The following is a 19991-nucleotide window of genomic DNA, read 5'->3' as shown; positions in this document are numbered from 1 at the left end:
GGCCTCATCAGGCCCTCAACTTCAGAGCTCCGGTTGATTTATTGGAAGAAATTGTAAATTGAAAAGTCAACTTTCAAATGGCTCAAAATACGGGGGAGCTTACACCGGTTCCGGGTTTATGCTGGCTCTATAAAGCCAGCGGCCCCTCTTGTAAACAAGAGGGGCCGCTGGTGGAGTGAACATCGCTCCCTATATGATGTGTGAACCATTACTGTAACACCCGGCTCTGTTGCTCGGCCATTACGTACTCCAGTTCTAAAGTGGTAAAAGGCTTTTCAATGTATCCGCTTACCTCTGCATGCAGCGCAGCGGCTTCCCTGTCTGATGCTTGTATACTTGAAGTGAGAATATAAACACTTGCCTTCTGCTTGTAGCGGAGCGAAAACGCACTGAACTTTTCTAAAAAGCCCCACCCACTCATAAACGTCATATTCAGGTCGAGCAGGATAACATCGGGGAAGTCATCATACTTTTCCTCCTTTATCAAACCTTCCAGGTATTGCAGGGCATCCATGGCAGCCTCGAAGGTAATAATTGACTTTGCAGCATTAATTTGTTCAATGACAAAAGTATTCATCCTGTTGCAGAAACAGTCATCGTCCAGCAACATCACATTTCCCAGCGTGTTCATATTCATATTCCGGTCGGTAAGAAAATTTTAAATTCAGAGCCTACACCGGGCGCACTAGTCACTGAAATGGTGCCCCCCAAGAGCTTTACCTGCTCATTCACGATGTACAGCCCAAGGCCATTGCCTTCGGCAAGCGAAGGAGCAAAACGCTTGTGCATTTTAAAAAGGTCTTCAGACATGCTGGCCATGTCCATTCCTACTCCGTTATCCTGCACACCTATTTCAATCCCATTTTCAGCGCCTACTGCTGTAACCAGCACAGATGGTTTGCTATGCGGGGTGTGGTATTTCAAAGCATTAGACAAAAGGTTCCGCATGATACTGTTGAAGTACCCCTTCACAGTATTCAGATAAAGGCCTGGTTCTACACGCAGTGTTACAGAAGCGTGTATGTCCATTATTTCATTGGCAAAAAGAGACAGTATATTTTCCAGTGATGCATGCACCAGAATCTGCTCTTTGGACTCCCTTCCAACTGATTTTAATGCTACTATCTCATTCAGGTCCCGCACCATGGCATCAACAGACTCCACCGTCTTTAGCAACAGGTTTTTTACCTCCCGCTCTTTTTCCGGCGGTAGCAAGGCTGCCTCTAACAGTTTGGAGAAACCAATTGCGTTTGCCACCGGCTTCCGCAAATCATGAGCAAGGATGTTACGAAGCACTTCCAGTTCCTCATTGCGCGCCTTCAGCAAGGCAGCATACTCCTGGAGTTCATGCTCCTTCTTTCTCTTCAGGGTAACGTCTTTGGCTATTCCGAATGTACCTAGCACCTTCCCCTCTACTTTCAGCGGAAAGTTTGTTATATCCAGGTATATGACCCCTTCAGACGTAACAATAGCTGTTTCATATCGCTGCGGTTTCTCCTGTATTGCCAGTTCAAACTTGTGCCGTGTTAGGGACATGTATTCCTCCTGAATAAGCGGCTCAAAACTTTTCCCTATCAGCTGTTCCCGCTCAAGCCCTACCACCTTGCAGACTTTTTCATTCACCATCCTGAAGTTACCCTCCAGGTCAAGGATGTAAATAGCATCCGGATGGTGGTTGAACAGCGTCTGGTTGAGCCCTCCAATCTGGTAAAGCTCCAGCGCCATGTTTAAGTCCATGTAACCCTGTTCGTGAGAAGTGGTCATATAGATAAAAAATTAATTAATGTGTTAAGTCAGCGACAGGTTAAGTCTTACCAACAACTTGCTTACCAGCATAAGCTTTTCTTCGACAAATGGCTTCTGTATTAGATCGAGCACTAAGCCGCTTGCCAGGCACTGCAACCTGTCCTGCTCGTTCACAGAAGACGTCAGGACACAAATAAAGCACTTGTTCTCTAAGGCCGCTGCCATTGGCCTGACAGCCTTCAGAAAACCGAGTCCACTCATTACCGGCATATTCAGGTCCAGCAGAATAAGATTGGGTAATGTTTCTTCCAGTACATCTTCCTCTAAGCGCCTTAGCGCCTGTATAGCATTGTCGAAACAGACACATTCAGTCTGGGGAGCGTACAGTTCGAAGACTGTTTGTGCCAGGTACAGGGAGATCTCATCATCATCAATTACATAGACCTTATTTAGCATACACATCAAGTTTGATTCTGAAGGTAGTTCCATTGTCTGGTTCTGAGCTCACTTGCACACTGCCATCAAGCGCATCCACATAGGTTTTCACTAAAAAGAGGCCGATACCACGACCTTCGTACCCTTTATGGAACTGCTTATAAAGTTTAAACAGGTCTTTTCCCACCATGCTCATGTCCATCCCAATGCCGTTGTCTTTCACCACCAACTCCACGTCCTCATCCTTCTGCAGCGCTTCCACATCCAGGGTCAGCGTCTCGTTTCTCTTTCTGAATTTTATTGCATTAGAGAAAAGGTTTTTCAGGATCTCGAACAAGTAACCCCTGTTGGAGACCAGGGTAAGGCTTTTATCTATGTCGACGTTAACGGTGTGCTGGCACCCAATGAGTTCGCGCGAAACCGCAGAAAGCGCCTCACCGCAAACATCCGAGACATTCACTTCTTCCTTTTCGAGGATGTAGTTGTTTTCCCTGATGGACAAGACATGGTTCATGTCCCGTATCACTGTGTCCAGCGTTTGGGCAGATGTTTTTATCCTGCTCAGTGCCTCGTCAAACATGCTGGAGTTTTTGTCCACAGCGCTCAATATATCAGCGAGTCCCATTACGTTGGCAGCAGGCGCTCTCAGGTTATGCGAAATCATATAGCTGAACTGCTGCAGGTCTTTGTTCTGCTGATGAAGATCCTGTGTTACCTTAAGCAGGTTTGCCTCCGTCTCTTTCCGGTATGTAATATCTTTCAGGATCGCGATAAACTGCGTAATTGTTCCGCCCTTATCCAGGATAGGGGTGATATCCATCGACACCCAGAACTTCTCCCCGGACTTCCTGTAGTTAATGAGCATGGTGTTAAAATGAACGCCCTGCTGCAGGTTTCTGCTAACTTCTTTTACTGCTTCCTTGTCCGTCTCCGGCCCCTGCAGCACTTTGCCCGGCTTTTTACCAGCCATCTCGGCGAGGGTGTAGCCTGTTATATTAGTAAAGCCATCATTCACCCACTCTGTTCTTCCGGCTGCATCTGTTATGATGACGCCATTGTCTGTCTTGCTCGCCACCAGCGATAGCTTCTCAAGCTCCTCTCTTGACCGCTGTATTTCTGTTACATCAGTAAAGAAAACAGAAACCCCTTCCTCAGACGGGTACACGCTAAAACTGAAAGTCCTTCCGGAGTAAGCGAAGGTTTCCTCAAAATGCCTGGCACTACCGCTCTTTACAGCCTCGTGGCATTGCCTGAAGAAGTCAGCAGAAGCCAGGCCCGGGAAGGTATACCAGATGTTCTTATTGATCAGTTCGCTCCGCTCATAACCTTTAAGCTCCGCAAAAACGGAATTTACGTAACTGAAGAGCCACTCCTTATCTACTGTGAAGAACGCATCTGTAATGCTTTCCAAAATAGAATTCAGCTTGCCCGCCTGCTGCTCTATAATTTTGCGGGAATTATAGACATCTGTCACATCCCGGAAGATGCTGTAGACACCGATAACTTCCCCTTTCACTTTCACAGGAATCTTAATGACGTCTACCATAACGGTACCTGCCTCCTCAAAGGGTATGGCAATATCATACCTGATGGGGCTTCCGAGGAGTGATTGCCGGAGCGTCTGCTGACAAACGGGTACTGTTTCCTGAGGAAGAAAATCTATTAATGGCCTGTTTACCACTTCCTGCTTTTTCATCTTAAGCAAAGAAACCATAACCGGGTTAGCGTCGATAATGACCCCCTGCCTGTTCTGGAACACAGCCGCATCCGCATGGCTTTCAAAAAGCGCCCTGAAGCGCTGCTCGCTTTCCTGAAGCATTTGGGAGGTTTTCAATCGCTCCGTTATATCCCGGGAGCTGGTAACAAACCCTTGTATTCCTGTATTATCGATCATGTTGGTGATGGTACACTCCAGCCATCGCCACTCCCCTGACTTTGCCCTGAACCTGAAATAAGGCGCCTCAGTTACTTTTGTATGCTGCGCCTCTTGCAGTGCCTTTTTAGCTTTGGGCAGATCGTCTTCATGAATAAAGTCAAAGGCACATAAGCCCAGCATTTCTTCCGGCTGATAACCAAACATGTGCTGCACGGCGCCACCAATAAACCTGAAAACCGCTTCAGCGTCAATAATGCAAATCAGGTCTGTACTATATGCTAATAAGGAAAACTCTAAACTATTATTTTGTTCGGTACTATACATAACGCTAAGCTAATCTCAATACCATCATCTAAATTCCAGTTAATAAAACCCTCCTGTCCAAAACAGCTCTAACAGAGTTTAAAAGTATGGTAAAAGCTACAGGGGCTGCATCAACTGCTAATACAATTTTCATCAGCGGCAAGTACAGACTCCCTTCGGGAAGAGTAAGTTCCTTAAAATTATCTTTTTTTAAAGTATATCATATTGCCAACCCATAAAATCGTTCGAAAAACAGCATTTTACCCAATAAATCTAATTTAAAAAAAGAATATAAATAGGATTTAATGTTGATACACGCATTTGCAAAGTTGTTACCTTCTTTCCGTTTCAGGTTAAAAATAACTACAAAAGGTACTTCATACAGGCGAAGAACCGGGTAACTTCAAGCGGCTGTGGCTGCCTTTAGAAAGCAACAGCTTTGAAGCTACACATTTAGGACTATTTTTAAAACTATAAGAATTCAGCAAAACAAACCTATTGCAGTTTTCTAACATAATAAAAATTACCCATAACTTGACAAACAAGTCTAAATTATTCTATTAACTTGCTTTCGGGTTTTTTTAGGAGGCATATTCAAAACGCTTAATGCTTTACAATATAAATAAACCAATAATTAAAATTACTAAATATAAGTACCCCTATTAGATGATACCTGTTAATACGCTATCTGATTTCGAAAAATTAGTGATACACGCTGTTGATATTACAGGGAGTATTAGCCGGGACGGTTACATCAGGCATATAAACGATGCCTGCAGGCATATACTGGGGTATGAGAGCTGCGAATTAACAGGCCGCCATTTATCTGATTTCCTTCACCCGGAGGACGGTTTGCTTACCCAACAGGCAATAGAGACAGTTTTTGATGGCACCAGGAAAACCAGTTTTGAGAACCGTTATATCCATAAAGAGGGGCATACGGTATATATATATTGGTATGGCGTATGGTCTGAAAACGATAAGGTGCTGTATTGTGTAGGTCGAAACATCACGGCTCAGAAAGTCAGTCAGGCCCGGTTAGTGGAAAGTGAGCAACGGTACAAAGCCCTCTTCGACAACAACCCCGACATCGTTTACATTGAAAACAAAGAAGGCCTGGTAACAGAGGTAAACCAGAGCTTTTGCAGAATTCTGGGCCTTTCCAAGGCAGAAGTCATTAACCGTGCGACAAGCTCATTTTTACCGCCTGATATGGTATTGGCTTACGAAGCCTACCTGGCCAAAGCCCTGAAGGGCAGCACGCAAAGGTTTGAGCTGGAATTCATAACAAAAAGCAAAGAGCAACGTGTGTTTGAAGCGACTACGTTTCCTATTACAGTAAACGGGGAAACGATAGGCGTACAGACTATAGCGAAAGATATCACACCCATCGTTCGCTCCTACCAGACCATCAGGCGGCAATCAAAAAAACTCCACACCATCTTCGAAAGCATCACCAACGCGTTCTTCACCTTAGACAAGAACTGGAACTTCACTTATATCAATCAAGAAGCTAAAAGGCTCATGCTTCTGGACAAGGGAGGTTATATAGGTAAAAACTTTTGGGAAACGTTTCCAGCTAAAGTGAACACTGTTTTTTACCAGCAATACCATGAGGCGGTTGAGAGCAGGAAATCTGTTCAGTTTGAAGCATACCATGATGCGCATGATGTCTGGGTGGACGTGAGAGCGTTCCCTTCGGAGGAGGGTTTGTCTGTTTACTTTGATGATGTAACAGAGAAAGTAAAGTCAAGGCAGGAGCTTGAAAAGCTTTCGCTGGTAGCAAGCAAGGTGAACAACGGGGTGCTCATAGCCGACAAGACTGACAAAATTGAATGGGTAAATGAAGGTTTCACCAGGCTGACAGGCTACACCCTGGAAGAGGCAGTGGGGAAAAGACCCTCTGAATTACTGCGCACCTTACGTACCAACGCAGGTGCTTATGAGGGAGTAAAAGATAAAATGCTAAGTGGCGCGCCGGTGTCTTTTGAGATTCTGAACTCTAAAAAGAACGGCGAAGACATCTGGTTTTCTGTACAGGTAAGCCCAACCCTTGACGAGAAAGGCGACATCTCTAAGTTTGTTGCCATCTATACTGACATTACAGAACAGGTAAAGTCAAGGCAGGAACTTGAAAAACTCTCCCTGGTGGCAAGCAAAACAACCAACGGTGTCATTATTACCGACAGGGCACGCCGCATTGAGTGGGTGAATGAAGGCTTCACGAGGCTGACAGGTTATAGCCTGGATGAGGTGGTGGGAAAGGTGCCTTCTGAATTTCTGCATGGACCAAAAACAGAAACATCTGCTTTTGAGAATTTGAAGGACAGAATGGAAAGCGGCAAGCCTGTGTCTTTTGAGATACTGAATTACCGGAAAAGCGGAGAAGAGCTGTGGCTTTCTGTTCAGGTAAACCCAATCAACGACTGGAACGGGAATGGCGGATTTTCCGGATTCGTTACCGTTCAGACAGACATCACGGACAGGGTAAGGTCACAAGAGGAGCTTGAAAAGCTGTCGGTGGTAGCCAGCAAAACAACACACGGCGTTATTATTACAGATGCGGCCGGTTTAACGGAGTGGGTGAACGAAGGCTTTACCAGAACAACAGGCTACACCCTCGCCGAAATTGCAGGCAGAAAACCAGGCGAGTTCTTACAGGGTGAGGAGACCGAAGAAGCAGCCATCAAGATGATGCGGGAGAACCTGAAACTGGGGGTTCCGTTCAATGCCATGCTTATCAACTACAGGAAGTCCGGGGAGAAATTCTGGGTATCGATGGATGTCACCCCTATTTTCGATTCCGCTGGCTCTGTAAAGCAGTTCATCGCGATCCAGAAAGACATCACTTTCAGGAAAGAAGCAGAGGCCAACCTGCTGAAAATGACGCAGGAACTCTATGCCCAAAACAGCGACCTGCAGCAGTTCAGCTATATTATTTCGCATAACCTCCGTGCACCCGTTGCCAACGTAATGGGTTTAGCGAACCTCCTGACCAGACTCGATAAGGAATCTGAGATGTATGACAAAGCGGTTTCAAACTTAAACCAGAGCATCTCACAATTAGATGTCGTTTTGAAAGACATCAACACCATCCTGACGATACGGGACAGCAAGGAAAACCTTGAACATGAGTCTGTAGACATCAAGGCTGTCATAACAGAGGTGGTATCGTCGTTGCAGGAGCCGCTTCAAAAATGCGGGGGAACACTGATCAATGCTGTGGAGGAAGGCCTTAGCGTGAGGGTGAACAAGGCGTACCTGTACAGCATATTCTATAATTTTCTATCCAATGCTATTAAGTACAGGTCCGAAGAACGAAGTTTGGTGGTGCGTATCAAAAGCTTTGGCAACTCAGGCAAAGGCACGGTTATCTCTTTCTCTGATAATGGGTCTGGTTTCGACATGAAGAAGGCAAACAACAACCTTTTCAAGCTTTACAAGCGGTTTCATGCAGACAAAAAAGGCAGAGGGATTGGCTTGTACCTGGTTAAAACGCACTTGGAGGCAATGGGCGGGCATGTAGAAGTTACCAGCCAGGTAGGAGTTGGCACCAGGTTCCTTATTTACTTACCTAAAATCTGACATGAAAATATTTATTATCGACGATGATCATTTAAGTATATTCTTAACCAGGAACATGCTGGATTTAGAAGGCACAACCCACACCATTCAAACTTTCCTCTCGGCCTCAGCGGCTTTAGGGGTGCTGCATGCTTGTACGGATGACACCATCCCGGATCTGATATTTCTGGATCTGAACATGCCGCTTATGGATGGCTGGGATTTTCTGGAGGCACTGGCACCACTTCATGAAAAACTAGACCAAAAGTGCAGCCTCTATATACTCACTTCCTCTCTTGACATCTCAGAGACAAACAGGATGCAGGACTACCCGGTGGTAACAGGCCTGCTGCACAAGCCAATCACAAGTGAAGACATTCAACTTGTTTTTAATCAATTCAGAGGTAACCCACCAATGCCCTGGCACATAAAGCCCATTACCCAAGAACATACTCTTTAACACATGGAGGACATATCCGAAAACCAAAGCAGTAGAGACAACGAAAAAGCGAGGCTGGCAAAGCTGTACGGCTACAACATCGAAAATAATTACGAGCAGTCCGGCACGTTTCACCACGTAGTTAGTATAGCAGCCCGGATTTTTAATGTGCCGTTCGCGTTTATAAATTTTGTGGATGAACGCAACATACTGATAAAAGCTAGCATAGGCATGACCGATGTTACTGAAATCAGGAGAGAGCAAGGCCTGTGCTCACTGGCTGTACTGCAGGATGAGGTAACTGTTTTTGAGAACATGGACGATCACCCCTGCCTCCTGGCCGATCCGGCAACACAAAAACAATTAGGCATACAATTTTATGCCGCTGCCCCTATCAAAACGTTCGATGGCTATAACCTTGGCGTTGTTGCCGTTGCAGATAAAAAACCACGAAAATTCTCTAAGGACGAAGAAAAAATGCTCGGAGGCCTGGCAGCTGTTGTCATGGAAGAGCTTGAAGAACGGCTGTCTGTAAAAAGCCAGTAACTTCTTTCAAGCCTCCCCTGCAGAGGCTGACAGGGCAGGCCTGTCGAGGATTAACTTTATTTTTCCAGCAGCGAAGAAGTGTACCAGCCACTGGTTACCCTCTTCGCGTTCCTGTATCTTTCTTATACCGGCACAAACTCAGTTCATCCCCACTCTTACCCCGCCAACACACGGATAACCTTTTATAGATACATGGTGTACTGAGAGCACCAGTCTTTCGTATTCCCATATTTTTTTTTATTTTAATATTGAAATCTTGTTTTAACTAAAACTATCTGACTATGAAGAGCACCTTTCCCCTTTTATTTCTCGCTGCGGCCCTGTTTTCCTGTTCCGGTGAATCTGAAAACCAGGAGACCTCAGAAGCGACGGCAACAGAAACAGCAACTACCCCTGCCCTTACAAAGGCATGGGAAACAGACACCGTTATGACGACTGCCGAATCAACGCTGTATGATAAAGAAAACGACATTATTTATGTCAGCAACATACAGGGTCATCATTCTGAAAAGGACGGAAAAGGTTTTATATCTATCATGAATCCTGATGGTTCTATAAGCCAACTGAACTGGGTATCAGGGCTGAACGCACCTAAGGGCATGGCGTTGATGGACGGCAAGCTATACGTGACAGACATTGACGAGCTCGTGGAAATAAACGTTGCCGACAGCACGGTTGCAAATCGTTACCCTGTGCAGGGGGCTGCCTTCCTGAACGATGCGGCTACCGATGGAGAGAAGGTGTATTTCACGGACTCAGAGACAGGCAAAGTACATGTGCTGGAAAACGGCAGCGTGAATACAGTGGCAGAAGGCCTGAAGGGCATCAATGGAATTGCCTTTAATGAGGCAGGCGAAATGTTTGTGCTGGATGGACAAGGACTACGCAGGTACAACATGGAAACTAAGAGCGCTGAACCTGTGAATACCACTGTAACAGGCGGCGATGGCCTGGTAATTATAGACGACAGCACCTACATTGCCAGCCGCTGGCAGGGAGAAATCTACCTTGTCCGAAATGGAAAAGAGCACCTGCTGCTGGACACAAAAGCTGAGGAATCCAACACTGCTGATATTGACTACATAGAAGAACAGCAACTGGTACTGGTGCCAACTTTCCAAAAGAACAGAGTTGTTGCCTATAAGCTGGACTATTAACTGAAGTCAGGGAAGACTCATTACTGCTTCAATTTAAAGCCCGGACCGTTTACTGCCTGTAACATAGCATCCAATCGGACGCCTTTGCTCGGGCTGTAGAAGAGTGACCAACACAAGAAAAAAGGGAATAGCCGTTAAGCAGCTATTCCCTTTTTTCTTGCTCCTTTTCTGATCAAACAAAATCAGGAACGTACTGATATACTTGTGCGCAAGCTACCAAACCCTGGCACTGCTTCAAGAGACAGTCAGGTGTCTTTTGCTTCTGGTACAAAGATAAACTAGCGGAACAAACAAGCTAGCTACCTGCGGGTGCCGCAGTAGTTACGGTTTCTTCAACAGCAATCACCTGCTTACCCGCCGGAGGAGCCTCTGGCGCATCTGCACACAATGTCCTGACACCCGGCTCCAGGTAAGGCTCCAGGATTGGAGCCATACCTTTCAGCACCTGGATCGGCAGCGACGAGGTGAAACTGAAGCCTGCGGCTTCGCGGCCGGGCACAAAGGCAGTCAGCGTGCCGAAATGGTTTTCGCCCAAGAAGAACACAAAGGTGGCCGTGCGGTTTACAGCACGGGAAGCCATACGGTGCCCGCGGGCACTCATCGTCACAAGCCGGTTGTCGCCGGTGCCTGTTTTTCCGCCCATAGCCAGTGGCTGGCCATCGGCCTTCGTAAACCCACCCTGCAGGCGGCGGGCTGTTCCGGCATCCACCACGTCTGACAACGCCTCCCGCACGGCAACAGCCACTTCGGGCGCAAGTACCTGCTCCCCTGCCAAAGCCTGGTGCTTCAAGGAAGTTTCATAGGGCGTATTGGCAGCAAAATGCAGGCTTTGGATGCGGAGTGTTTTTTGGCGTACCCCATTGTTCAGAATAATACCCATCAACTCTGCCAGCGCCGCCGGGCGGTCGCCGGAAGATCCCAGCGCCGTGGCAAACGAGGGTACCAAGTGATCGAAAGGATAACCGAGCCGCTCCCAGCGCTGCTGAATGTCTGCGAAAGCTTCTACCTCCAGCATCGTGCTGATGCGGGAATCACGTGCGTTTTTGTAGCGTGTACGGAACAGCCAGGCATACACTTCCTGCCGTTGGTCCTGGCTCGCTTCTACCACGTCGGACCACGTAGCTTCCGGATGCTTCAACAGGTAACCGAGCACCCATAGCTCCAGTGGATGGGCCCGGGCTATATACCCCTGGTCAGGGAGGTTATAGGCATTAGGGCCATACCGATGGTACAGCTCCATCACCCGCTCGTCACTTATTTTCTCGTTTGGCAAACGCTCGCGCAGAAACTTCCCAAAGCTGACAGAGTCGGTCTCAGGGTAAAGGTAGCGGTGTACAGCGGCCAGCCGGACAGGGTCCTGGCGTAGCCCGTCCAGGAATTTATTTAGTCGTTCTTCCGGGGTTTTACCGTTGTACTTGCGCCAGAAGCGCAGCAGGAACATTTTCCCTTCTCTGTCGGCGAACTGGGTCAGGTACTTCTTGCGGCGTGGGTCACGGTCGTCCAGCATAAGCTCTGCTCTGTTGCCGGTGGCCTGGTTGGTACTGTAGCGCACCAGGTCCCGCATTACCCGAACGAAAGGCAGGTTGATGGACTTCAACAAGGCCTCCCGCACAGTAGGATTGCTCCAGTTGTCTTCGTTTCTGAAGTTGCGAAAGGTATGCAGTCCGCCGCCTGTAAAAAAGACCTCCCGCGGACTGGCTGAGTAGCGGCGCTCCAACGCTGCACGAAGCATGGCAGGCAGGGTCTTGTCTTTCTCCCTGATCAGGTACGCCAGCGCCCAGCTGCTCAGGTTATCCTGCGGTTTAGCTAAAGCAGCTCGCAGCACCTCCTGTGGCTGATCTGCGTAACGCTTGTGCAATTCAGCAATTACTTCCAGGTACGTTACCAGCACCCGCAGTTTGGCAGTGGATCCCAGTTCCAGTTTGCTACCTTCGTTAATGTCGAAGGGTTGGTTGGTATTATCTGTCTGCACCCGTACCAGGTTTCCCTGCGGGGTATGCTCAAACAGCGTAAAGCTATAACGCACTTGTTCTGTACTGCTCGGCGTGAGCAGACGCTCCCCAAAAAGGCCGACAGAACTCGCAAATTTCGGATCGCTCAGGCTGTCCAGGTAAGTACTGACCTGTTTCTGCAAATCATGCTGCAGGGTGGTGGTGGCGGCAAGGTCCAGGCGGTCCAGGTCATACAAGGAGGTACCCAGCAGCTCTGAAAGATGGGTGCGCACCATCAACACTCCCTTGTCTGTATCCATGGGTGTTACGGCTGGCTCCTTGCTGAAGTCACGGAAGGTTACTTCCTGGGCAAGCCCTGCATCCCGCAATTCAGGACTGATAAAACCGTTTTTCGCCATCAGGCGCAGGTAGCTTCCTGCCAGATTGCTTAACTCTGCCCGTCCCCGGCCTCCCAGGTAGTAAGACGGCCGCCGTTGGGCAATCATCAGGGAGATGACCTGCCGCAGGGCCTGCCCCTGGGCGGCCAGGGTATCTCCTTTGGCATTGTCAAGGCTTAAAAGATGGTTGACGTTGTTAAAATCAGCACCGAACCAGACCCAGAGCCCATCGCCCAGGCCATGTATCTCACCATATCCCGGAGCACCTGAGAGCGGCACCGTGTTCACATAAGAAAGCAAGGCAGCCTGACGGGCAGGGAGCGTCTCAGGACCTCCCTGATAAGCGCGCACGCTGGCAGATATCATTTGCATCAGCTTATCACGTGGACCGGCAGTAATACCTGCCGGAGAGTGCCGGTATTTCTCTATCTGGGTGGGAAGTGTGCTGCCGCCTATTGTCTCGTACTCCAGGCCAATGGCCTTGGCAGCCTCATGCATAATGGCTTTAGTGAAACGCCCCCAGTCAACCGCCGGGTTCATATAGGGCCTGCTCGTGTCTAACAGTTCCCTGTTTTCTATGAACAGCAATGATTGTACCGTAAGAGCGGGAACAGACTCAAAGCTGGCGTACACGCGCTTTGGATAAGGAGAATGATAGACAGACTCACCCCTGCAATCCACGATGTTCAGGCCAGTCTGGCTTTTTTCCAGGTAAGGTGTAAAGAATCCCCTGGATGTGTAGTCCATCAGGGCCGGAGAAAACCGGGTCTGGTATGCTACCTCCATGCCCCGCTGTTGCGCCCGGTCCAGGAGATGCGGCAGTTGTGTATAACCCAGGCGCATGTCAAAAGGTCCGTTCTTCGGATAAATGATCGTGTCACTTGGCCCTTCGTCCAGTCGGTAGGTGAGCGTAGAGGAGTATTCAGAAAGCTCCTGTGCCTGAAACCTGGAGGTATGCACCTCATAAGCCACGGCAGCGAAACCGAAAATTACACCCAGCACCAATATGGCAACAAACAACCACTTGAGTATGGCCCCACGCTTCTTCTTTTTCCTTTCCTTTTCAGTAGGTTGATGGTCATTGATAATCATAATTGGACATTTTTAAGGATGAAAAGCGGAGGGCTCCGTGCATATTTTTACGTTTTGTCCAGCGCAAAGGTGACTGAATCAGAAAAAAATATTATGTCACGCCGTTAGCAACCGCTGTTCTTCTGAGAAGCAGGATTGTACAAAAGAGATGGCACTCCTATGTTAAAACTCTTGATGCAGGATGTTATGCGCCCGCCTACTGCTTTACTGCAGGAAAACTTTTAAAACAGTACATTTCAAGCAGGCAACTAATACAACTGATAAATATATAAGCAGTTTGCCGCTGCTGCAGGCAGCAATGTAAAAGCCCCTCCGGACGGGAGAGGCTTTTACATTTTTGACATATTCAGGTATTAAAAGTCAGTATAGCAATTAGTCTGCCCCGTCTGTTCCGGCACGAGCAATCGCGTAATTGCCAACTTTCTTTCCAGCTATAAGACCTTCCCGGCAATCTGCGCGGTAGTGGAGCCCCCCATACAAGCGGGAATCAGAAGCCTCCTGTGCCATCGCCTGGAAGTCACTGGCCCGCTCCGGCAAAAGATGCCCCAGCACAGCAGCCGCTGCACCACTGAAAGTAGAATGCCCGGACACATAGGCAGGAAAGTTAGGCACCCCGGTGAGCGTTTTTATTTTAGGTTCTAACTGGCAAGGCCTGGCGTTGAAATAATAGAACTTCGTATTCCAGCACAAAATGGCCGCATCCATCAAGGCAGCGTTCAATAAAGCATAGTTGCGAGCCCACCGCACTTCACTGTAGTGCTTCTTTACAAATTCCTCTGTGGCAATGGCGTTCCAATGGCCTGGTGGTGTTGAAGTGCCTACGCCATCCGCCCAAAAATTAACGATGCGCATCCGCTCCAGCGTAGGGTTCATCGTGAAGCTCAATACCTCATCCAGCTCTTTACGCATCTGCTCAGAAGTAGCAGACGGAGGTGGACCGGGGCGCAAGGCAGGTACATCCGCTCTATCGAACAGCAAGGGTTTTACATCACCGAAAAGTGGTAACATGGGCGGGCGCTTTGGTGTTTCTAAAGACATCCAGGGAGTTTCGCCTCTTGCTTTGCAGTCATCCTCCAGCTTGGTCCAGAGCTCCTGCGTGCCAACTGATGCGCCCATGCCATCTGTTTTCGCTCTTTGAATCACTTTCCTGGCCACCCATCTGCCCAGGGAATCTCCAGCCGCTACATCACTACGTACATTGGCCCCGCTCCACAGGCGGCAGTTCTTTTCCTCTTCCGCCATCTTCGTGAGGTAGGCAATATCAGCCGGAAACAAAAGCTTCATCATTTCCAAAGACGCTCCGGCAACCACAGCATCCTCTGAAGGATAAGCGGCTAACTCGGTTTTAGGAACCGCCGGTTTGATGGAGGCATCAACCTGGTAAGGGGCTGCCCGCTTGTACTCGTTCTTGAAATGATACGCCATCACGAGCGCATCGTACTGCGCTGCGCTTACATAAGCATAGGCCCTGGCTGCATAAGGCGGGTTGGAAAAGGGAAATACCGGGTAAGCAAACGGGTTGGCAGCACTTGGCACCGGGTACGTGTTGTCAGGGTTTTGGTAAGGAGGCAGGTTGTGCTTGGCTACCAGCTCCCTCATAATCTCATTCCACCGCAGCACGCTGCCTACTTTCCAGTAATCAACGATTCTTTTCTGTTCTGCCGTTAAGTTGGCTGTCAGTGTTTTTAGTTCTTTCAGTTCCTGCTGATAGGCAGCAGAGGCAGTAGCCTCCGGAGCAGAAAGTGGAAAATCAGCCGCTGAAGACACGATGAGAGGGGTCCAGGAGCCAGCATCAGCGTCGGTCTGGGCTGGCTGCAGGGCCGGGTAGCCGGCATTGGTCTCCACAACGTCTTTGTCGCAGGACATCAGGTGCAGGAGGCACAGGCAGGACAACAGGAAGGCGAAGGGCTTTTTCATGTGACTAATTTATTGTGGTGTTTGGAGTAAAGTCAAAGATGTAGTCTATCCCGGCCAGGCAACCCGTAGACTGGCCCATGTTGCGGCCCGCCAACGTATGCCAGGCGGCAGCATGAAGGCCCAGCGCAGGGATGCGCGCCAGGTAGTGTTTCCCCTCTACGCCCACTCTTGTGCTGTTCATCCGGTTGCTTACAAAAGGCATGTCGTTTTTGCGGATGTCAAATCCACCGAAAGTGGTCATGTTATCGACAAAAGCCTCTGCAATAATGCGGCTGCTCCGGTAGCCGGTGCGCAGTTGAAAGTTTCCGGCATCCGGCATGTCCACTTCATTTGAATTGATGAGGCGGTCAGTGTAGTATGCCGGGCGGTCTAGGGTTGCATTGCCCCGGTGCAGGTAAGCGCCCGAAAGGGTAAAATTAAAATTGTTCACCTGCAGGTCAGAAATCAGTCTGCCACTGAAAACTTGGCTGCCCAGGCCAATGCTCATGGGCAGTAACTCAATATTGTATTGATTGGTAGGGGTAGAGAAACCGCCAACAGCAAAAACCGACACAGTTTGATTATTGCCTTGCCATTGCAAAGCCCGCCACTTAACGGCAAAACCTAAGTCCTGGAAACCATCCAGCCCACTTAAAGTACCCTGGCTGGCCGCTGTGCTGATATGAGGCAGGGTAGCCATGATGTTCAGGTTCGACCTCAGGCCATAGTTCAGCATGAGTGCAGCGGTTTTCGTGGAAACCTGGCCCATGTTCTCATTGTCCCGTTTAAAGGTTCCTTCCCAGTAGTTCGTCCAACTGCTGTAGCTCACGGTGCCCGCCACACAAAGTGACCGCTGGCCCATCATCAGGGCATCCTGCTCGGTCTGGGCATAGGAAACAACAGAAAAAAGACTCATGCAGAGGGTCGCAAATCCCAAGAGGATTGGGTAGAAAACTCTTTTCATAAGTGGTTTGCTGATAGAGAAAACAGAATGGGATCCGGAAAGAGCAAGAGGTTAGCTCCTGCCACGTACGAGCTGTTTAACAGTGGATAGTGCAGTAGAAAAGGGAATGGCTATAAGAGCGTCTAAAGACCTCAAAACAGCTCCTGAAGGTACTGTGTTTCATATGGTTATTTTATCACGATTAAATATATAATCTTTCAGCTGATATCCACACGTTACTTAGGGAAATTTTTTTTAAAAGGAACAGGAGGAGTAAATCAGCTATACCTGAGACCCTTTCATTCTCCACGCTTTCAGGCTGAAAACAGCCTGGAAAGGCACTACTGAAAACAATGAAAGTTTATCCCAGACACATGCGTAGAAAAAATCATGTATCCTCTAAAGGGACAGGCCTATGAGAGGAAGATGAGGCGCTTGAGTGGGTAGCTTATGGAAGTGAGCTATTAATATCAACAAGAAAAGCCAGCCCTACCGGGCTAGCTTTAACAGGTACTGTTATATTTTTAGTCTTTCTCCTTACAGCGCTACCTCCATCTGCAGCCTGAACTGGTACACGTCGTCCCGGCGCTCCTGCTGCTGCAGCGTTACGTCTCCCTGCACCTTGAGGCTGTGGCCGACGATATATTTTGACAGACCTACTGTGTACTGCTTTTGCGCTCTTTTCCCGGTAACAGGAGTAGGGTCAAAATTCGTAAAGCGGCCTGCTACTTCCCAGTTGGTTTTGAAGACGTAGCCGGCCTGCATATTAAGGCCTCTGCCCGTTGTGAATGTCTCCTCCACGTTTCCCTCTTCGTCCCATTTCACTACGGGACCTTCCGGTACTTCCTGGTTCAACGAGTTATTGATAACTTCTTTATTGGCGTACTCGCCCATGAATGAGAAGCCCCTGTACTTGAACATGGCGTCTACGAACACAGTGCTCAGGTCCCGCTGCTCGCTCAGGAAGTCGCCTAACTGGCCGCCTTCACGAATGGCACCGTCGTTATAATCATAGGAAGCAGCGACAGAAAGCTTCGGTGTTTCTTCTCTGTAGATATCGCTGCTCACATAGTCTCCTCCTCCCTTAAACTCACCGAAGGGCAGCACCTCCACGCGCGCCGTGTAGTCGTAGCCTCCTATGTTACTGGCAGTGACATTGCGGCCCTCGCCCATGGAGACAGAGCCGATTTCGCGCACTACCGCCAGTCCCACCTGGTGCTCATGGCGCAGCTGCACACCTGCGTCCCGGTCTATGTTGAAGCGGGAGTTCAGCAGGCTTCGGTCCACGAACTGTAGGTTTTGAGAAGAGATGACACGCTCACGGTTGCCGGGCAGCTTTGTCTGGCCTACCCACAGCTCAAAGTTAGGGGCGAAGTTCCATTTGGCCACGGCATCCAGCACGATGTTATCGGCATTGTTGGTCATGAGCGGCGTGTCATGGCCGATGTCTCTGTTGCTAAGAGCGAGTTCTATTTTGTACACCAGCTTTGGGGAGAAAGCAAAGCCATCAAACTTGAGGCGGAACCTGCGGGTAATGAGGTTGTCCTTCCATTCATTTGTAGTGGGGTTGGTGCTGCCCTGGTACAGTGTCTGAAATCTTGTACTGAATTTCATGCTGAAGGATGTGTCAGCAGCCACTACCTGTACACCTTTGCCAAACTTGCTTTTGATGATAGATTGCGCCTGAACGCTGAAGCCCCCAAAAAGGGACAGAAGAAATACTAATCCTGCTCTTTTAAAAATAAGATTCACTGGTTAATGGGTTAGGTGAGAAATAGCCTTTAGCCGTGATAAAAAAATTTCAGGAACGTCTACAGTTATACAAGCTGTCTACGCTCCTGCACAGCAGCAGGAAGAGCCCGGCAGTTAGTCAGACTGCCATAGCTGTTACTGCTGCTGTGCGCTGCAAAATAAGCTTGTATGTGTTATTGCTTCATTAAGCCAATGTTAACGTAGTGTTAAGCTTTCGGCGGGGACGTAACAGGTGTTCCTATTTGATGATATAGGTAAAACAATCTCAATGGCTAATAAGTAGAGTTTCAAAATTTGGCGAATGTACCAGCGGTTTACTTCTAACCTTTTCTGATTTTATTTCGCAAGCCGTTTCGTTCATCCAGGCGATGTAGTGCTTCTTAGTGGGAAACGTGGCAGTTATACCATTACCTGTTGAATGCGGCACATGAAGTCGTTCTAGAGAATATGTACAATTTAAACTCACCCCTAACCCTACCAGGGGTAGGATTAGGCCTGTAGAAAAATGTAATACATAAATCGATTCTTATCATTTTACAACAGCTTTGAACGAACCAAACTGTTTTTTCAACTAAAACTATAATCTTATGAATATTTTTTATAGTTTTGGTCACTAACGCATCTTTTTACCTGTACTGCCGTTTAATCGGTAGCCTATCAGCTACACCCTTTCTGATAGCGATATTTTCATATTTTTTTTGCAAGTGCTTTGATTCTTCCGCAGGGAAGAATCAGTGCCTCTGCGTGCGCCTTGATTACTTATTCTCTAACTATAAAAACAGGTTTAATTATGAAAGCAAACTTTATGAAACTATGCGCACTTGGATTGGGTGCCGTAACACTTTTCGGTTGTCAGGAAGAGGAGGATGCCATGCTGCTCAAGAGTACCAAAACCCAGCAGGTTCTTGCTGAAAACTGCGATGTCATTGATCTCAACCAGTATAACACTGGCTTTATCACAGCAGTCACCAGCACGGGAGGAATGGGACCAGTTAATATCATGAATAATGCCAGACACCCGAACGGTAGCATGGTCAGCGAAAACAGAGCGATGATTTTCGACCTGGAGAACCCTACCGGTGATGATACAGACGACCTGCACCATCCGGGAATGGGGAAAGCCCTGATAATAAACCAGCTCTGGACATCTGTCCCAAATGATAATCAATGGGGTGGCACGATGATGCTGGATTTCTCTGCCATAGGCCCGATAACCATCGATAAAATGACAGTGATTGATATCGACACCTATGAAGATGCCTCCTACATCCGCCTTTACGATGCCGATGGAAACGTGCTAAAGACGCATAACCTGGAGCCAATGGGAAATGGTTCTGTGCAGGAGGCTGCGCTTTTCACTTCCAATGTCATGAGAATGGAAGTCATGCTGGCCGGTACAGACGGTTACGTTGGTTCCGGAGCTATCGATGACATCATATTCTGTGTGATGCCAAAAGCGGAAACCGGCTGCACCAGAACGCAGGGCTACTGGAAGAACCACGGGGATCCACAGAACACGAAGAAGTACGACAGCACCTGGGATCCTTACGTGAACCAGATGTTCTACACAAGCGGGATGACCTACATGCAGGTACTCCAAGAGCCTGTGAAAGGAAGAGCCTACCTCATCCTGGCACATCAGTACATTGCCGCTATGCTGAATATGAGAGCAGGCGCTTCCATGCCTAGTGATGTGAAGGCTGTATATGACCAGGCCACCGCCTTCTTCCTCAGCAACTCCCTTTCTTATAGCAACAAAGCCATGAAGGATACCATATCTGGATGGGCGACAGTATTGGATAACTACAACAATGGCAAAGCAGGGCCAGGGCACTGCGACAAGGAGTAACAAACCGAAAAAATAATAGAACAAAAGAAGAGGCTCTTCAAAATGAGGGGCCTCTTCTTTTGTT

The 19991-nt window shown here is 48.3% G+C and carries 13 protein-coding genes; 5 read left to right on the top strand and 8 right to left on the bottom strand.

Annotation, left to right across the window (positions count from 1 at the left end; all coding sequences use genetic code 11):
- Window positions 1-208: 208 nt before the first annotated feature.
- The 4 genes from ACYVB1_RS15175 to ACYVB1_RS15160 are packed head-to-tail and all read right to left on the bottom strand — an operon-like array spanning window position 209 to window position 4381.
- Window positions 209-637, bottom strand: coding sequence for a response regulator (locus tag ACYVB1_RS15175; protein WP_460924632.1), 429 nt, complete (start codon window positions 635-637; stop codon window positions 209-211).
- Window positions 634-1737, bottom strand: a complete 1104-nt coding sequence (locus tag ACYVB1_RS15170; RefSeq protein ID WP_460924631.1) for a sensor histidine kinase — start codon at window positions 1735-1737, stop codon at window positions 634-636. Before ACYVB1_RS15170 ends, ACYVB1_RS15175 begins: the two co-directional genes overlap by 4 nt.
- A gap of 51 nt (window positions 1738-1788) precedes the next feature.
- The gene (locus ACYVB1_RS15165) at window positions 1789-2202 is read right to left on the bottom strand and encodes a response regulator (protein WP_460924630.1); all 414 of its coding nucleotides are present in this window, start codon (window positions 2200-2202) and stop codon (window positions 1789-1791) included.
- A complete protein-coding gene (locus tag ACYVB1_RS15160) occupies window positions 2192-4381 on the bottom strand; it encodes a PAS domain S-box protein (RefSeq protein ID WP_460924629.1) in 2190 nt (729 codons plus the stop codon). The genes ACYVB1_RS15165 and ACYVB1_RS15160 overlap by 11 nt, the downstream gene beginning before the upstream one ends.
- Before the next feature lie 645 nt (window positions 4382-5026).
- On the opposite strand from ACYVB1_RS15160, the gene ACYVB1_RS15155 reads away from it, so the two are divergent.
- The 4 genes from ACYVB1_RS15155 to ACYVB1_RS15140 all read left to right on the top strand — a co-directional run bounded on the left by ACYVB1_RS15155 (window position 5027) and on the right by ACYVB1_RS15140 (window position 10066).
- Window positions 5027-7945 (top strand): PAS domain S-box protein, encoded by a 2919-nt coding sequence (locus ACYVB1_RS15155; RefSeq protein ID WP_460924628.1) that lies wholly within the window; start codon window positions 5027-5029, stop codon window positions 7943-7945.
- A gap of 1 nt (window position 7946) precedes the next feature.
- Window positions 7947-8384, top strand: coding sequence for a response regulator (locus ACYVB1_RS15150; protein WP_460924627.1), 438 nt, complete (start codon window positions 7947-7949; stop codon window positions 8382-8384).
- A 3-nt stretch (window positions 8385-8387) separates the two neighbouring features.
- Complete coding sequence (locus ACYVB1_RS15145; protein WP_460924626.1) at window positions 8388-8909, top strand: GAF domain-containing protein; 522 nt, start codon at window positions 8388-8390, stop codon at window positions 8907-8909.
- A gap of 281 nt (window positions 8910-9190) precedes the next feature.
- On the top strand, window positions 9191-10066 hold the full coding sequence (locus tag ACYVB1_RS15140) for an SMP-30/gluconolactonase/LRE family protein (protein ID WP_460924625.1): 876 nt from the start codon (window positions 9191-9193) through the stop codon (window positions 10064-10066).
- Between the two features lie 295 nt (window positions 10067-10361).
- Here ACYVB1_RS15140 and ACYVB1_RS15135 read toward each other — a convergent pair whose 3' ends face one another.
- The 4 genes from ACYVB1_RS15135 to ACYVB1_RS15120 form a co-directional block, all read right to left on the bottom strand.
- Window positions 10362-13487 (bottom strand): transglycosylase domain-containing protein, encoded by a 3126-nt coding sequence (locus tag ACYVB1_RS15135; protein ID WP_460924624.1) that lies wholly within the window; start codon window positions 13485-13487, stop codon window positions 10362-10364.
- A gap of 372 nt (window positions 13488-13859) precedes the next feature.
- On the bottom strand, window positions 13860-15404 hold the full coding sequence (locus tag ACYVB1_RS15130; protein ID WP_460924623.1) for a vanadium-dependent haloperoxidase: 1545 nt from the start codon (window positions 15402-15404) through the stop codon (window positions 13860-13862).
- A gap of 4 nt (window positions 15405-15408) precedes the next feature.
- Complete coding sequence (locus ACYVB1_RS15125) at window positions 15409-16347, bottom strand: hypothetical protein (protein WP_460924622.1); 939 nt, start codon at window positions 16345-16347, stop codon at window positions 15409-15411.
- A gap of 516 nt (window positions 16348-16863) precedes the next feature.
- Window positions 16864-18078 (bottom strand): porin, encoded by a 1215-nt coding sequence (locus ACYVB1_RS15120; protein WP_460924621.1) that lies wholly within the window; start codon window positions 18076-18078, stop codon window positions 16864-16866.
- A gap of 790 nt (window positions 18079-18868) precedes the next feature.
- Here ACYVB1_RS15120 and ACYVB1_RS15115 point away from each other — a divergent pair.
- On the top strand, window positions 18869-19927 hold the full coding sequence (locus ACYVB1_RS15115) for a hypothetical protein (RefSeq protein WP_460924620.1): 1059 nt from the start codon (window positions 18869-18871) through the stop codon (window positions 19925-19927).
- The last annotated feature ends 64 nt before the right edge of the window (window positions 19928-19991 follow it).

This window comes from Pontibacter brevis (assembly GCF_054779655.1).
This window is presented reverse-complemented; position numbering and strand designations above follow the sequence as displayed.

Excerpts from the sequence above, each read along its gene's own strand:
- ACYVB1_RS15175 (WP_460924632.1), bottom strand. The coding sequence starts at position 637 with ATGAATATGAACACGCTGGGAAATGTGATGTTGCTGGACGATGACTGT.
- ACYVB1_RS15170 (WP_460924631.1), bottom strand. The coding sequence starts at position 1,737 with ATGGACTTAAACATGGCGCTGGAGCTTTACCAGATTGGAGGGCTCAAC.
- ACYVB1_RS15165 (WP_460924630.1), bottom strand. The coding sequence starts at position 2,202 with ATGCTAAATAAGGTCTATGTAATTGATGATGATGAGATCTCCCTGTAC.
- ACYVB1_RS15160 (WP_460924629.1), bottom strand. The coding sequence starts at position 4,381 with ATGTATAGTACCGAACAAAATAATAGTTTAGAGTTTTCCTTATTAGCA.
- ACYVB1_RS15155 (WP_460924628.1), top strand. The coding sequence starts at position 5,027 with ATGATACCTGTTAATACGCTATCTGATTTCGAAAAATTAGTGATACAC.
- ACYVB1_RS15150 (WP_460924627.1), top strand. The coding sequence starts at position 7,947 with ATGAAAATATTTATTATCGACGATGATCATTTAAGTATATTCTTAACC.
- ACYVB1_RS15145 (WP_460924626.1), top strand. The coding sequence starts at position 8,388 with ATGGAGGACATATCCGAAAACCAAAGCAGTAGAGACAACGAAAAAGCG.
- ACYVB1_RS15140 (WP_460924625.1), top strand. The coding sequence starts at position 9,191 with ATGAAGAGCACCTTTCCCCTTTTATTTCTCGCTGCGGCCCTGTTTTCC.
- ACYVB1_RS15135 (WP_460924624.1), bottom strand. The coding sequence starts at position 13,487 with ATGATTATCAATGACCATCAACCTACTGAAAAGGAAAGGAAAAAGAAG.
- ACYVB1_RS15130 (WP_460924623.1), bottom strand. The coding sequence starts at position 15,404 with ATGAAAAAGCCCTTCGCCTTCCTGTTGTCCTGCCTGTGCCTCCTGCAC.
- ACYVB1_RS15125 (WP_460924622.1), bottom strand. The coding sequence starts at position 16,347 with ATGAAAAGAGTTTTCTACCCAATCCTCTTGGGATTTGCGACCCTCTGC.
- ACYVB1_RS15115 (WP_460924620.1), top strand. The coding sequence starts at position 18,869 with ATGAAAGCAAACTTTATGAAACTATGCGCACTTGGATTGGGTGCCGTA.